Below are 14,959 nucleotides of genomic sequence, written 5' to 3'. Positions count from 1 at the left end.
AGCGCTTAATTCTTTTTGATAAAAAAAAGTATACGCTTACATTATGAGGTCGTCAATTAAATTTTTTGACAATTTACAACTTTCTTTTATAGGGGCATTCTATTTACTTATCGGACAATAAAATAATGGTGAATATGAAAACAAAGAAATACCTTATAGATAGGAGTTTAGACTTTGAAGGGCTTTGTTTTCTTTGTTATATCAGTATTTTAAAAGAATATATTTGTAGCTTTTTAGAGTGTGTATTTCTAATTATTAATTTTTATTTTTATGTAATACGTATATTGAGGGAATGTAAAATTCAGATGTAAAGAAAAGTATTCAAAAAAATAAAAATGTTTTCAATTTAGAATCAAGTGTGTATAATGAAGAAAAATAGGGAAAGCGCTTAACTGATTTGATACGCTAAACCCTATAGACTTTCATTTCGTTTCTTAAATTTTAATATAGAGGGAGAAATCATATGAACGTTTTAAAGATTGGGATTATTGGTGCTGGACGAATTGGGAAACTGCATGTTGATAATTTGCAGCTTATGCCACAAGTAAAAATTAAAGCGGTTTCAGATGTAGCGATTAATCATCTAGAAAAGTGGGCCGAGGATAAAGGGATTTCTACTCTGACTACAAACTATCAGGATTTATTAGCAGATCCAGAAATTGATGCTGTATTTATTTGTTCACCAACAAATACACATGCGCAAATTATTAAAGAAGCGGCTCTTGCGAAAAAACATATTTTCTGTGAAAAGCCTGTTAGTTTCTCAGTAGAAGAAACATTAGATGCATTAGAAGTAGTAAAAGAACAAGGAGCATCACTTCAAGTAGGTTTTAACCGCCGTTTCGATCCTAACTTCAGAAAAGTCTATGATCTTATTCAACAAGGAGAAGTGGGACACCCACATATTTTAAAAATTACGTCTAGAGATCCACAACCGCCAAGTATAGAATATGTTCGTTCTTCAGGTGGATTGTTTATGGATATGATGATTCATGATTTTGATATGGCTAGGTATGTGATGAATAGTGAAGTTGTTGAAGTATTTGCATATGGAACAACATTAATTGATCCATCCATTCAGGAAGTAAATGATGTTGATACTGCAATTGTCACATTAAAATTTGCGAATGGAGCTTTAGGGGTAATTGATAATAGCCGCCAAGCTGTTTATGGATATGACCAGCGTGTGGAAGTGTTTGGTGAAAAAGGCGCGGTTGCTGCGGATAATTGCTGCCCGACAACAGTTCAAGTGTCAAAAACAGAAGGTGTTGTAAAAGATAAGCCGCTTTATTTCTTCTTAGAGCGTTACACGCAGGCTTACATTGAGGAAGTAACACAATTTACAAAGTCAATTATAGAAGGACAAGCTGTTATTTGCAGTGGTAATGATGGGTTACAAGCGGAGCGAATTGCGAAAGCTGCGAAGGAATCCTTACTAACAGGAAAACCTGTACAAATTGAACATAAACAGCCTGCATTAAATCAATAAAGAGAACGCTTACTTATAGATAGATAAAGAGTAATGAATAGTATGTTTATAAAAATATGAACCTTATCATTCATAAAGCATGGGAGGTAGTAATAATGAATCCACTTATTTTTAAAGAAGATCGTCCATTGGACCTAATTGCAGTTGGACGTTTATGCGTTGATTTAAATGCCAATGAAACACAACGTCCAATGGAAGAAACAAGAACGTTTACTAAATATGTAGGAGGTTCTCCTGCGAATATTGCGATTGGTGCTGCACGTCTTGGCTTACAAACAGGATTTATTGGTAAAGTATCTGATGACCAAATGGGCCGCTTTATTACGGGGTACCTAAAGGACAACAATATTAATACAGATCAGATATGTATCGATCGTACTGGTGCAGTGACAGGTTTAGCATTTACAGAAATTAAAAGCCCTGAGGATTGCAGTATTTTAATGTACCGCGACAATGTCGCAGACTTAAACCTAGATCCAACAGAGGTATCTGAGGACTATATTAAACAATCAAAAGCACTCTTAATTTCAGGAACAGCTTTAGCAAAAAGCCCTTCTCGCGAGGCGGTATTTTTAGCGCTAGAATATGCGCGTAAACATGATGTAGTTGTATTTTTTGATGTAGATTACCGCCCTTATACATGGCAGTCAGAAGCTGAAACGGCTGTGTATTACAATCTAGCGGCTGAAAAATCTGATGTCATTATTGGAACGCGCGAAGAATTCGATATGATGGAAAAACTATTAAACTACGAACAATCTAATGACCAAGTTACGGCTGAAAGATGGTTTTCTCATCATGCGAAAATCGTTGTAATTAAACACGGCGGGGATGGTTCAATCGCTTATACGAGAGACGGTCAATCTCACCGCGGCGGTATCTTTAAAACAAAGGTGTTAAAGACGTTTGGCGCTGGCGACTCGTATGCTTCTGCGTTTATTTATGGCCTAATGCAAGGGCTTGAGATTCCTCAAGCGATGCGATTAGGTGGCGCTTCTGCTTCGATCGTTATTTCTAAACATAGCTGTTCTGATGCAATGCCAACAAGGGCAGAGATTTCTGCATTCATGGAAACGGCTGAGGAATTGGTATAGAAACGTCATGAATCAATAATCAAGTAAGGGCGTATCCTATTGGACGCCTCTACATTACATAAAAGGGAGAGAATGAATATGACAGTACAAACAGCACAAATTGTAAAAAACTACATTGGCGGCGAATGGGTAGAATCTATTTCAACTAAGATGGAAGATGTATATAATCCAGCAACAGGGGAAGTAATCGCCCAGGTACCACTTTCAACAAAAGGAGATGTTGAACAAGCTGTATTAGCAGCAAATGAAGCGTTCAAATCTTGGTCTAAAACTGCTGTGCCAAAACGCGCTCGTATTCTATTTAAATATCAACAATTACTAGTAGATAACTGGGAAGAGTTAGCGAAACTTATTACGATTGAAAACGGAAAAAGCTATAACGAGGCTTACGGTGAAGTTCTTCGCGGTATTGAGTGCGTGGAGTTTGCAGCGGGTGCTCCTACATTAATGATGGGAAAACAGCTACCTGATATTGCAACAGGTATTGAGTCTGGTATGTATCGTTACCCAATTGGTGTTATAGGCGGAATTACACCTTTTAACTTCCCAATGATGGTTCCATGCTGGATGTTCCCACTTGCGATTGCTTGTGGTAATACATTTGTGTTAAAACCATCAGAGCGTACACCACTTCTAGCAGCAAAATTAGTGGAACTAGCTGAAGAAGCTGGCTTGCCAAAAGGCGTTTTAAATATCGTAAATGGCGCTCATGATGTAGTAAACGGTCTTCTTGAACACAAATTAGTGAAGGCAATTTCATTCGTAGGTTCCCAGCCAGTTGCAGAATATGTATACAAAAAAGGAACAGAAAACTTAAAACGTGTGCAAGCATTAGCGGGTGCGAAAAACCATTCCATTGTATTAAGTGATGCGAATCTTGAACTAGCAACAAAGCAAATTATTAGTGCTGCATTCGGTTCAGCTGGTGAGCGTTGTATGGCTGCTTCTGTTGTAACAGTAGAAGAAGAAATTGCAGATCAATTAGTTGGAAAATTAGTAGAAGAAGCGAACAAAATTGTCATCGGAAATGGTCTTGATAAAGATGTATTTTTAGGACCAGTTATTCGTGATAACCATAAAGAGCGCACAATTGGTTACATCGATTCAGGTGTAGAGCAGGGCGCTACATTAGTTCGTGATGGACGAGAAGATACAGCTGTAAAAGGAGCTGGATACTTCGTTGGTCCAACAATTTTTGACCATGTTACAAAAGAAATGAAAATCTGGCAAGATGAGATTTTTGCTCCTGTTTTATCGATTGTTCGTGTGAAATCATTAGATGAAGCGATTGAAATTGCAAATGAGTCTCGTTTTGCAAATGGAGCTTGCATTTATACAGATAGCGGGGCAAGTGTACGTCAATTCCGTGAAACAATTGAATCAGGTATGTTAGGTGTGAATGTTGGGGTTCCGGCGCCAATGGCATTCTTCCCATTCTCTGGCTGGAAAGACTCTTTCTACGGTGATCTTCATGCGAATGGTACTGACGGCGTTGAGTTTTATACAAGAAAGAAAATGCTTACATCACGTTGGGAAAAGTAATCATTAAGAGAGAAGTAGAATCTCTCTAGTTGCTTATAAGCAAAAGTAAGGGAAGTAGTAAAAGATAAGAAGGAAGTATTAGGAGTCTATCAAATTCCTAATACTCCTTTTTCATATGCAGAATGACTGATAGAGATAGAAAGGAGCAAATCATATGCAAACTGTTAGAATGACGACGGCGCAAGCATTGGTGAAATTTTTAAATCAGCAATACGTAGAGTTTGATGGAAAACAACAAAAGTTTATTAAGGGAATCTTTACGATTTTTGGTCATGGAAATGTAGTAGGCCTAGGTCAAGCTTTAGAAGAAGATGCAGGGGAATTAGAGGTATATCAAGGGAGAAATGAACAAGGAATGGCAAATGCTGCGATGGCTTTTGCGAAACAAAAACATAGAAAACAAATTATGGCATGTACTTCTTCTGTTGGTCCTGGATCAGCAAACATGATTACCTCTGCAGCAACAGCTTCTGCAAATAATATTCCCGTTTTATTACTTCCAGGAGATGTATTTGCAACGAGACAACCTGATCCTGTTCTTCAGCAAATTGAACAAACACATGATTTATCTATTTCTACGAATGATGCTTTTCGTGCAGTAAGTAAGTACTGGGACCGGATAAATCGTCCTGAACAATTGATGACTGCTATGATTCAAGCCATGCGTGTTTTAACGAATCCGGCAGATACAGGAGCTGTAACAATTTGCTTACCACAAGATGTCCAAGGGGAAGCATGGAATTTTCCAAGTTACTTCTTCGAAAAGCGTGTTCACCGTATTGAACGTCGCCTACCTACAAAAGCAAGTTTAGCGGATGCGGTTGAAATGATTAAGAGAAAGAAAAAGCCAATTATGATTTGCGGTGGTGGTGTAAGATACGCCGAAGCGGCAGAGGAGCTGAAACAGTTTGCTGAGGCATTCCACATTCCATTTGGAGAAACACAAGCTGGAAAAAGTGCGATAGAAAGTAATCATCCATATAATCTTGGCGGCATTGGGGTAACCGGAAATTTAGCAGCTAATACAATTGCAAAGGAAGCGGATCTTGTTATTGGGATTGGGACGAGATTTACTGATTTTACAACGGCATCTAAACAATTATTTCAAAATGAGGAAGTTGAGTTTCTAAACATCAACATTTCAGAATTTCATGCGAACAAGCTTGATGCGTTGAAGGTTATAGCAGATGCGAAAGAAGCACTTCTTGCTCTAATAGCTGAACTACAAGTAATTGATTATCAATCTAGTTACACTGCAGAAATCACTGATGCAAAAGAGGCTTGGGAAACAGAATTAGCACGTCTACATAATATTCGCTTTACAGGTCAAGGTTTCACACCAGAAGTTGAAGGTCATTTCGATGAGAATTTAAATGAGTATGTAGACGCACTTGGTACACAATTAACACAGACTGCAGTCATTGGAAAAATGAATACATTACTTGATGAAGATGCAATCATCGTTGGTGCGGCAGGAAGTCTTCCAGGTGATTTACAAAGAATGTGGGCACCTAGAAAACCTAATACATATCACATGGAGTATGGATACTCTTGTATGGGCTATGAGGTTGCCGGCGCGCTTGGTGCAAAGCTAGCTGAACCATCGAAGGAAGTATATGCAATGGTAGGGGATGGAAGTTACCAAATGCTGCATTCTGAGCTTGTCACAAGTCTTCAAGAAAACAAAAAAATTAATGTTTTATTGTTTGATAACTCTGGATTTGGCTGCATTAATAACTTACAAATGGGTAATGGAATGGGGAGCTTTGGAACAGAGTTTCGCTACCGAAACCAGGAAACTCGTAAATTAAATGGGGCTATTATGAAAATTGATTTTGCAGCTAGCGCGGCTGGATATGGCGTAAAAACGTATCAAGTTACATCAATAGAACAATTACAGGAAGCGCTTAAGAATGCGAGAAAACAAACAGTTTCTACATTAATTGATATTAAAGTATTACCAAAAACAATGACAAATGGATACGATTCATGGTGGCATGTAGGTGTTGCAGAGGTATCTAATAGTCAAAGTGTACAAGCTGCGTACGAGGATAAAATAAGTAACTTGCAAAAGGCAAGATCGTATTAGATTAGGACACAAAGAGGGCTTTTTATCTACATGCATATTTTTTAGAAAGCCCCCTTTTTAACAGACAGATAAGAGAAGTTGGCGAAATTCTATCACATTTTGCAAAGAGGAGAGATAAGGGAATGTTCAAAGAAAACACGATTAAGCTTGGAATTGCACCAATCGCTTGGACAAATGATGATATGCCGGAGCTAGGGGCAGAAAATACGTTTGAACAATGTATCAGTGAGATGGCACTTGCTGGATTTAATGGAAGTGAAGTAGGTAATAAATATCCGAGAAATACAGTTGTATTGAAAAAATCTTTGGAATTACGAAACCTGGAGATTGCTAGTGCATGGTTTAGTACGTTTTTAACAACGAAGCCGATTGAAGAGACGGTGGAAGAATTTATTAAGCATAGGGATTTCTTACATGACATGGGTGCAGAAGTCATCGTTGTTTCAGAGCAAGGGCATAGTATTCAAGGTTTAATGGATGTACCACTATTTAAAAATAAGCCTGTTTTTACAGAAGAAGAGTGGGAAAAGCTAGCGGATGGGTTACATCACCTCGGTAAATTAGCTCAGGAAAAGGGGCTACATATTGTATACCATCATCATATGGGTACGGGTGTTCAAACAACGGCAGAAATTGAAAAGTTAATGGACATGACTGATCCAGCGCTTGTATCTCTGCTTTTTGATACAGGTCATCTTGTTTTTTCAGGAGAAGAGCCGCTTTATATTTTAAAAAAATATTTACCTCGTATTAAACATGTACATTTAAAAGATATTCGCCAGGAAGTAGTAGATGTTGTAAAGGAAAACGAATTGAGCTTCTTACAGGCAGTGAAGAATGGGGCATTTACAGTTCCCGGGGATGGCGTAATTGGATTTGATGAAGTGTTTACTATCCTTGCAAACTCTGATTATAAGGGTTGGTTTGTGGTAGAAGCAGAGCAAGATCCAGCTTTAGCGAATCCTTTTGAATACGCATTAAAAGCCCGAAAATTTATACAAGAAAAAGCAGGTCTGTAATTTAAGCATTTTAAGATTATCCCTAAGTAAATGGTATGGTAATCAACATGTCTTCTTACAAAATGGATAAAAAGACGTGAAGGTTGGTTTTACATGTAATAAATAATATTGAAATAGGGGAGTATGTAATGCCATTAGTTCAAATGAAAGATATTTTAATTAAAGCAAATCAAGAGAATTATGGGGTTGGAGCTTTTAGTGTCGCTAATATGGAAATGGTAATGGGAGCTATTAAAGCAGCTGAAGAGTTAAGTTCACCGCTTATTCTACAAATTGCGGAAGTTCGCTTGAATCATTCGCCAATTCATATGATTGGTCCTTTGATGGTAGCTGCAGCAAAAAAAGCAACTGTTCCAGTAGCAGTTCACTTTGATCACGGTATGACATTTGAAACAATTAAAGAGGCGTTAGAAATTGGTTTTAGTTCGGTTATGTTTGATGGATCTCACTATCCATTAGAAGAGAATATCAAAAAGACAAAAGAAATTGTAGCACTTGCGAAACAATACGAAGCGACAGTAGAGGCTGAGATTGGCAGAGTTGGTGGTAGTGAGGATGGATCAGAAGATATTGAGATGTTGCTAACAAGTACTAAAGAAGCAAAACAATTTGCAGAAGAAACAGACGTAGATGCGTTAGCTGTTGCGATTGGAAATGCGCATGGTATGTACAATGGAGATCCCAATTTACGATTAGACCGCCTACAAGAGATTAATGAGGTAGTCCATATCCCACTCGTTTTACATGGCGGCTCTGGCATTAGCCCAGAGGATTTCAAGCAATGTATTCAACATGGTGTTCGTAAAATTAATGTAGCGACAGCCACATTTCAGAATGTAATTACTGCGGTTAACAATACCGTCCTAAATACTCCGTATTCAGATTATTTTACGTATCACCAGGATGTTATTGAGGCCGCATATGAAAACGTTAAAAGTCATATGCAAATATTCGGAAGTGAAAACAGAGCATAATCAGAAAAAATTTCTTCATTACTAGTTAGAAGAAATTCGGAATGTAGTTAGCTGACAAAAGTGGAGAATGCTAGTGAAGCCATTAATTAAAAGGAGGAGAAAGCCATGTTAGGAAAATTAGGTGAATTACATGAAGGATATAATGTATTAACAGAAATGAATGGTCAATGCAGTGATATGTTAATGGATATAGGTATATATAAAATGTCTAATGGAAAAGAAGAGTTGCTATTTGATAATAAGAATGAAACAGCAGTTCTTTTACTGGAAGGGGCAATACGTTTAGAGTGGGAAGGAATGGAACAAGTTATTCAAAGACAGTCTGTGTTTGAAGAAAACCCTTGGTGTTTACATGTATCTAAAAATGTGAAGCTTACAATTACTGCTCTTTCAGATAGTGAAGTGCTTGTTCAAAAAACGGATAATGATCAAGAATTTGCTTCTAAGTTATATACCCCAAATGAGTGTCAAAGTGTTGTGACTGGAGAAGGAGTATGGGAAGGAACAGCACAGCGTGTTATTCGTACGATTTTTGACTATAACAATGCAGCATATTCTAATATGGTAGTAGGAGAAGTTATTTCTTATCCAGGGCGATGGTCCAGTTATCCACCTCATCACCATGATCAACCGGAGGTATATTATTATCGCTTTAACAAGCCACAGGGATTTGGATGTGCAATGGTTGGTGAGGATGCTTATCGCGTTGTACATAATAGCTTTATTACAATTCCAGGTGAACTAGACCATCCGCAAGCAACTGCGCCTGGATATGCCATGTATTTTTGTTGGATGATTCGACATCTTGAGAATAATCCATGGAATGATCGTATCATGGAGGAAGACCACAAGTGGTTATTAGAACCAAACACGAAAATTTGGCCAGAAAAGGAATAGACGAAAATAAAAACGAGCAATCCTATTCATAGTGATAAGGTGCTCGTTTTTTTATTTGTGTGTGGAAAGGAAAATTCTTCTTACTGTTATCGCCGGATTATTGTCCTGCGAACATTTAAAGAAGGAGAATTCTTTCAGAAATTATGTAAAATAAATCTTTTATTTTGGTCTGTGTTTCTGACTTGTTAGTTATTTACTTTTTGTTTGTTGTTCTATCTACATCTGAAATGGGTAAGTCTGTGCCATATAGGTCTTGGTTAATAACTTTATTGCTAATGTTTGGATTATGTTCCACTTGAGATGATGTTTCTAGCATTTGTTCTTGTTCCTTACTAGGGGTATTCAGAGCATCCGATGGGACACGATTCATCTGTAGCTTTTCTTTATCCATATAATACAGCTCCTTTTTGAGATGAGATTAAAAACAATGGAATTATGAATAGACACTTCGATATTTTGAGCCTTTGAATGGAATTATATACAAACTTATATTGCAAAGATTGCTTTTATTCGTTTCTTGTTTTGGTTTACATTTTGTTTCGTTACAAGTTTTGTTGTTAAATTGGCACAACAACAGATATGATAACCAATAGGTAGTGAAGGATAATATTTTTTCATAGAGAATAATGCTAGAGTAGGAATTAATCTATTTTGCTTTTAGATGAAAGGGGAATTCTCATGAATACACTTGTTAATGATAAGTTTTATGATACGCGAAATCATTTATTTGAGGAAATTACTTTGTTAAGTGATACTCAATTTAATAAGAAACCAGATAAGGATAAATGGAGTATAGCACAAGTATGTCATCACTTAGTGTTATTAGATGAAAGGGTTATAAAGGTCATTTCATCTGGACTAAAAAAGATGGATAGTACACAAAATGAGCGTAAAGAAATTCAATCTATATTATTAGATAGATCTATAAAATTTATAGCCCCAGAAATGATTCAACCAAACATAGAGCCATTTGAAGTGCAGCAAATGGTCGATTTGTTAAATAAATCGAGAAAAGAATTAATGCGTTTCCTAAGTACAATAGAAGATGAATCTATATTAGCGAAAAAATCAGTGATGCATCCAGCTCTTGGAGAATTACTTCTTGAGCAGTGGATAGAACTGATCTATTTACATGAACAGCGCCACATAGAACAAATTAAGGAGATAAAATTACTTTGTGAAGTTGGAAAGTAAAAAGCATTGTCTATTTTTAGAGAAATGTATGCTATTAAATTATATAAAAAAGAATTCAAATAATTTTTATACCAAAAAGTAGTGTAAATTCACTACTTTTTTATTGCTCTAATTATTAAAATAAAAGAAGTGAAAGTGGGGGGAGTTTAATTTCTCAGAATGATGAATTTCATACTATCGGACAATTATGGAATACAAAAATGCAACAACTATTAAGCAACGATATTGAAATCCATCTTGTAGAGATACCGAAATTAGTAAAACAATGGCGTGAAGAAAGAGTAAACCCTTGAGAAAATTCATTTGTTTGTTGGATGTTATTACTACCAGCGCATGGAGATGAACATTTAACTTAAACATTGTATTGGAGGGGATTGATATGAATCAAGATCCAATTTTAAAAAAGGAAATAAGTAAATGGGAAAATATGAGCCATGATTCTTCTTTCAGAACAGCATATGAAGCTCGCGAGAAATTGCTTTTAGATGAACAAGCTAAGCTAGCGCATGCTGAACAAGAGGGCATAGAAAAAGGAATTGAACAAGGTAAGATGCAAATGATCCGAGGGATGCATGAAATAGGTGTACCGCTTGAAACTATTGCAAAAGCAAGTAAGTTGAGTGTAGAGGAAACAGAACGTATCTTAAAATTAAAGTGAACATATATGAACCTATAGTACTCATGAATAAGAGAAAGTAGACACTCATTGTTATAGTACGTTTAATAGAAAAGCATTGCTGAACAATTCGGCAGTGCTTTTCTATATCATTTTTTGTTTTTCATGCAGAATCCCCCGTAAAATTACTTTTTGTAGTTGAAGTTTTCCGAATAATAAGTTACATTTTTAAAGTTCAAGCAACTATATGACAGTACAAAAGGGGAGAAATATTGTTATTATGCAAAAAATGAAATGGAAGAACTATTTATGTTATTTGGTTATTTTTATACTTCTTGGAACAGCAATAACAGTCAAGCCATCTACCTCAAAAGCTGAGGAATCTGATGTGAATATTACACTGTTAGGTACTGCAGATATTCATGGTAGATTTATGCCCTGGGATTATGCGCTTGATGGTGCAAATACGAGTGGAAGTTTAACGCAACTCTATACGGTTATAAAGAAGGTACGTCAGGAAAATCCCAATACCATATTAGTAGATGCTGGGGATACAATTCAAGGAAATTCAGTAGAGTTATTCAATGATCAACCACAATCGCCAATGATGGTAGCGATGAATGCAATGGGATATGATGCTTGGGCATTTGGAAATCATGAATTTAACTTTGGATTAGATACATTGAAAAAAGTTAGTGAGCAATATAAGGGCAAGACACTAGCAGGAAATATTTATAAGGAAAATGGAGAGCGTTTTCTTCCTGCATATACAATTGTTGAAAAAGGTGGAATTAAAGTCGGGATTATTGGTATGAATACACCAATGATTAGTGATTTTGAAAAAGGGACAGATCATTTGGATGGTTTAGTGGTGAAAAATCCAGTAGAAGAGACAAAGAAGGCCATTAAAGAGTTAGAAGGTAAAGTAGATGTAATGGTAGGCGTTATGCATATGGGACTAGAAAATGAGAATGGAATCCCTGGTACTGGGGTTCAAGATATTGCGAATGCTTGTCCGGAACTAAGTGCTATTTTTGCAGCCCATATGCATAAGCTTGTTAAAAAAGAAGTTGTAAATGGTGTCATTATTACAGAACCAGATAAATATGGAACACATATCTCACGTATTGACCTTACTTTTACAAAGCAAGATGGAAAGCTGGTTCTAAAAGATAAAACTGCTACCGCTATACCTGTAAAAAATAATGATGGAACAACAGTAGTATCTGATCCTACACTTGAAGACACACTGACACCTTTTCACGAGTATGCGAGGGGTGATGCAAATGTTGTAGTCGCTCAATTAAAGGGCAGAAACCTTGTTCCTGAAAATGAAATAAAGGGTATTCCAAGTGTGCAGATTCAAGAGACACCTTTATCGGATTTCTTTCATGAAGTCATGCTCTACTACAGCAAAGCAGATGTAGTCGCCCATCAAATTGATAACGATAATGCCCGTTTGGATGTAGGTCCTATTAAGAAAAAAGATATTGCATATAATTATCAATATGCTTTGGGTGAAATTACGGTATATAAGGTAACTGGGAAAGACTTAAAAGACTATATGGAATGGGCAGCGGGGTACTTTAACTCATCTCGTCCTGGAGATGTAACAGTTAGTTTTGATAAAACCCGTCGTGCATCTAAATACAGTACGAACGATTTCTTTGGAGGCGTAAAATACGAAATTGACTTAACAAAACCATATGGAAGTAGAATAACAAATTTATGTTCTATTCGTACAAATAAACCAATCAAAACGAACGATGTTATGACGTTGGGAATGAATGCATATAGAATGGAGGCTCTTCAGGCAAAAGGTGGAGCTTTAGAGGGGCGTAAGTTTGAACAAATTTGGTCATCTAAACAAGAGAATGCATTCGGGGAAACTGGTGGAACCATTCGTAACCTTGCTATTACATATTTAAAAGAGGTAAAGAACGGTGTTTACACACCAAAAGTTATGCATAATTGGAAAATTACTGGTGTGAATACACATTCTTCAGAGCATAAGGCTGTAGTGGATCTAGTGAATAAAGGGATATTAGAAATTCCAAAAACTGAAGATGGAAAATATACAAATATAGCCTCTATAAATACTAAAGATTCAATTACAAAAGAAGAGATTGTAGCACTCTCACAAAAAGCAAATATTAATCCAAATCAGTTTAAGCATATAAAAAAGTATTGTATACATGTAAGTATGATTAAAAATGAAAAGTTGTAAATGCTAAATTTAATTAAATACGCCTTACTCTCTTTAACATTGGCCTGAATGAATAGTTTATAGGAGATTACACTGGCTAAAGATGCGATAATTGTTCCAAGCCCTCCAATATTTACTCCTAGTAATAAAGCTTTCCAATTAGAAGTAAAGTTTGATAGAAGAATTGAAGTAGGAAAATTGCTAATCAATTGACTCAAAAATATGGAACTAAAGAAGACTGAAGTATCTCCTCTTAAATTAGCGCGAGCAAATGTCTCCAGCGCATCCGAATGGGAAATGTTTCCGATAAAAATAAAAAAACCGACAAAGGTTATTAGAAGAAAGTAATCGATCTTAAAAAGTAAGTTTCTATCTAACGTAAATGCAGCTATCAATGTGACTATTAGCGCAATGTAATAATCAATGACACCAAAAATAGATGCAATGATAGTGATAAGTATCAAAATCCAGACGGTAGCTTTTTTTCGATTTTTCACGGTAATAACAGGTAGTTCTATTTTCAAATCTGTTTTTTGAAGTTTTTGAGTAAATATAAATAACAAACTAATTCCAAGTATAGCTAAAAGCAGGATTGAACCTAAAAATGGGATGAGCTTAATTCCATAGTAAGAATATAGGTATAAATTTTGTGGGTTTCCCATAGGCATCAAGCTACTACCGATGTTTGCTGCAATTGTCTGCAGGATGATTGTATCCATCATGTTCATTTGTGTTTTTTTACTAATGACAAGTGTTATTGGTACAAAAGTGAGGAGAGCGACATCATTTGTTACAAACATGGAGCAAATAAAGCATAACAAAATTAGAATAATAGATATTGACCTGCTGTTATTGCATTTATTTAAAATCGCAACGGCAAGTTTGTCTAATATCTTTAGCTGTTCCAAGGCCTTAATGGCCACCATTAGATTAAATAAGCTAATTAACACTTCAAAGTTAATATATTCGATCTTTGGCGAATGTATTAAGCAGCTTACAATTGCTAGTATCAGTGAAATGGTAAGCACTAAATCCTTTTTTAAAAATTCGAATTTCATAAGGAGTCTTTTTTTATTTTGAACGAATACTATTTCTTTCACAATACACCACCTGTAATCTATGTTAGTAAATATACGTTTTTTGGGATAACTCGATATTGCTAGAAAAGAGGATGTCATAAGGTCCTAAATAAGAGTTTTGTAATGTTTCATCCCTTCAACAAAATCCTTTTTTTCTTAGTGTCTTTCATGTTGTAAATATGTGCAATATAGACGAATCCAACTAGGGGGATTAATTGAGAAAACAAATGTTTTTTGTATGATACCATAAATAAATTAAATGCTTTATTTTTTTGAATATTCTTATAATATTCTATTGATTCTTGATTTCAAATACTTTATATGAACTTCTAAAAGAGAAAAAGTATGCATGTTTTTATGAAGAAAATAGAGGCTTGTCAAAGGATAGGTAGAACAAAATCTGCGACGTTTGGATACTGTATAAAATTCACAAAATCTCACTGTTTTTTTAGATGGAAAATCTCAAAAAATTTTTTGTTTTTATAAAAATCTGTACTTTTTCGTAACATTCTGTACTTTTAATTATAAATTAAAGACAAGGTTTTTTTATTTAAAGATTGAAAGCGCTTTATAGATTTTTCGTGAAATTTTTACCTAGCCTATTTTTGAGATTAGTAGTAAGAAAGGAGATATTTCCATGTTCTTAAGAAAATTAACCGAAAACCAGTTAATCACTATTGATTATTATGATTTAAATGTAAATCACCGGTAAACGAAACAAACATAATAGTACAACAACATTAGTGGATAAGAATATTAG

The 14,959-nt window shown here is 35.6% G+C and carries 11 protein-coding genes and 1 pseudogene; 10 read left to right on the top strand and 2 right to left on the bottom strand.

Going from position 1 to position 14,959, the window contains the following annotated elements; genetic code table 11:
• Nucleotides 1-463 precede the first annotated feature (463 nt).
• From iolG to EKQ63_RS16575, 7 genes are all read left to right on the top strand, one after another.
• Nucleotides 464-1,489: an inositol 2-dehydrogenase gene (gene iolG / locus EKQ63_RS16605; protein ID WP_088328123.1), complete on the top strand. Its 1,026-nt coding sequence runs from the start codon at nucleotides 464-466 to the stop codon at nucleotides 1,487-1,489.
• Between the two features lie 95 nt (nucleotides 1,490-1,584).
• Nucleotides 1,585-2,583, top strand: coding sequence for a 5-dehydro-2-deoxygluconokinase (iolC, locus tag EKQ63_RS16600; RefSeq protein ID WP_087996923.1), 999 nt, complete (start codon nucleotides 1,585-1,587; stop codon nucleotides 2,581-2,583).
• Nucleotides 2,584-2,661: 78 nt separating this feature from the next.
• Nucleotides 2,662-4,125, top strand: a complete 1,464-nt coding sequence (locus EKQ63_RS16595; RefSeq protein WP_000218129.1) for a CoA-acylating methylmalonate-semialdehyde dehydrogenase — start codon at nucleotides 2,662-2,664, stop codon at nucleotides 4,123-4,125.
• Between the two features lie 154 nt (nucleotides 4,126-4,279).
• Complete coding sequence (iolD, locus tag EKQ63_RS16590) at nucleotides 4,280-6,214, top strand: 3D-(3,5/4)-trihydroxycyclohexane-1,2-dione acylhydrolase (decyclizing) (protein ID WP_087996925.1); 1,935 nt, start codon at nucleotides 4,280-4,282, stop codon at nucleotides 6,212-6,214.
• 122 nt (nucleotides 6,215-6,336) lie between these two features.
• Nucleotides 6,337-7,233: a myo-inosose-2 dehydratase gene (gene iolE / locus EKQ63_RS16585; RefSeq protein WP_087952284.1), complete on the top strand. Its 897-nt coding sequence runs from the start codon at nucleotides 6,337-6,339 to the stop codon at nucleotides 7,231-7,233.
• A gap of 128 nt (nucleotides 7,234-7,361) precedes the next feature.
• On the top strand, nucleotides 7,362-8,207 hold the full coding sequence (locus tag EKQ63_RS16580) for a class II fructose-bisphosphate aldolase (RefSeq protein ID WP_087952285.1): 846 nt from the start codon (nucleotides 7,362-7,364) through the stop codon (nucleotides 8,205-8,207).
• 105 nt (nucleotides 8,208-8,312) lie between these two features.
• Complete coding sequence (locus EKQ63_RS16575; protein ID WP_143881283.1) at nucleotides 8,313-9,104, top strand: 5-deoxy-glucuronate isomerase; 792 nt, start codon at nucleotides 8,313-8,315, stop codon at nucleotides 9,102-9,104.
• 193 nt (nucleotides 9,105-9,297) lie between these two features.
• Here the strand turns inward: EKQ63_RS16575 and EKQ63_RS16570 are convergent, their stop codons facing one another.
• Complete coding sequence (locus EKQ63_RS16570; RefSeq protein ID WP_087952287.1) at nucleotides 9,298-9,495, bottom strand: hypothetical protein; 198 nt, start codon at nucleotides 9,493-9,495, stop codon at nucleotides 9,298-9,300.
• Nucleotides 9,496-9,782: 287 nt separating this feature from the next.
• Here EKQ63_RS16570 and EKQ63_RS16565 point away from each other — a divergent pair, with 287 nt between their 5' ends.
• From EKQ63_RS16565 to EKQ63_RS16550, 3 genes and pseudogenes are all read left to right on the top strand, one after another.
• A complete protein-coding gene (locus tag EKQ63_RS16565; RefSeq protein ID WP_014893716.1) occupies nucleotides 9,783-10,298 on the top strand; it encodes a DinB family protein in 516 nt (171 codons plus the stop codon).
• Between the two features lie 146 nt (nucleotides 10,299-10,444).
• A pseudogene (locus EKQ63_RS30300) lies at nucleotides 10,445-10,956 on the top strand (Rpn family recombination-promoting nuclease/putative transposase); the annotation flags it as partial.
• 238 nt (nucleotides 10,957-11,194) lie between these two features.
• On the top strand, nucleotides 11,195-13,141 hold the full coding sequence (locus EKQ63_RS16550; protein ID WP_143881282.1) for a bifunctional metallophosphatase/5'-nucleotidase: 1,947 nt from the start codon (nucleotides 11,195-11,197) through the stop codon (nucleotides 13,139-13,141).
• On the opposite strand, the gene EKQ63_RS16545 is transcribed toward EKQ63_RS16550, so the two are convergent.
• Entirely contained in the window at nucleotides 13,078-14,220 is a 1,143-nt protein-coding gene (locus tag EKQ63_RS16545; protein ID WP_143881281.1) for an anion transporter, read from the bottom strand. The genes EKQ63_RS16550 and EKQ63_RS16545 overlap by 64 nt on opposite strands.
• Nucleotides 14,221-14,959 lie beyond the last annotated feature (739 nt).

Source organism: Bacillus sp. BD59S (assembly GCF_007363175.1).
Classification (GTDB): domain Bacteria; phylum Bacillota; class Bacilli; order Bacillales; family Bacillaceae_G; genus Bacillus_A; species Bacillus_A pacificus.
Note: the sequence above shows the minus strand (reverse complement) of the source record. Positions and strands in the feature narration are given on the sequence as shown.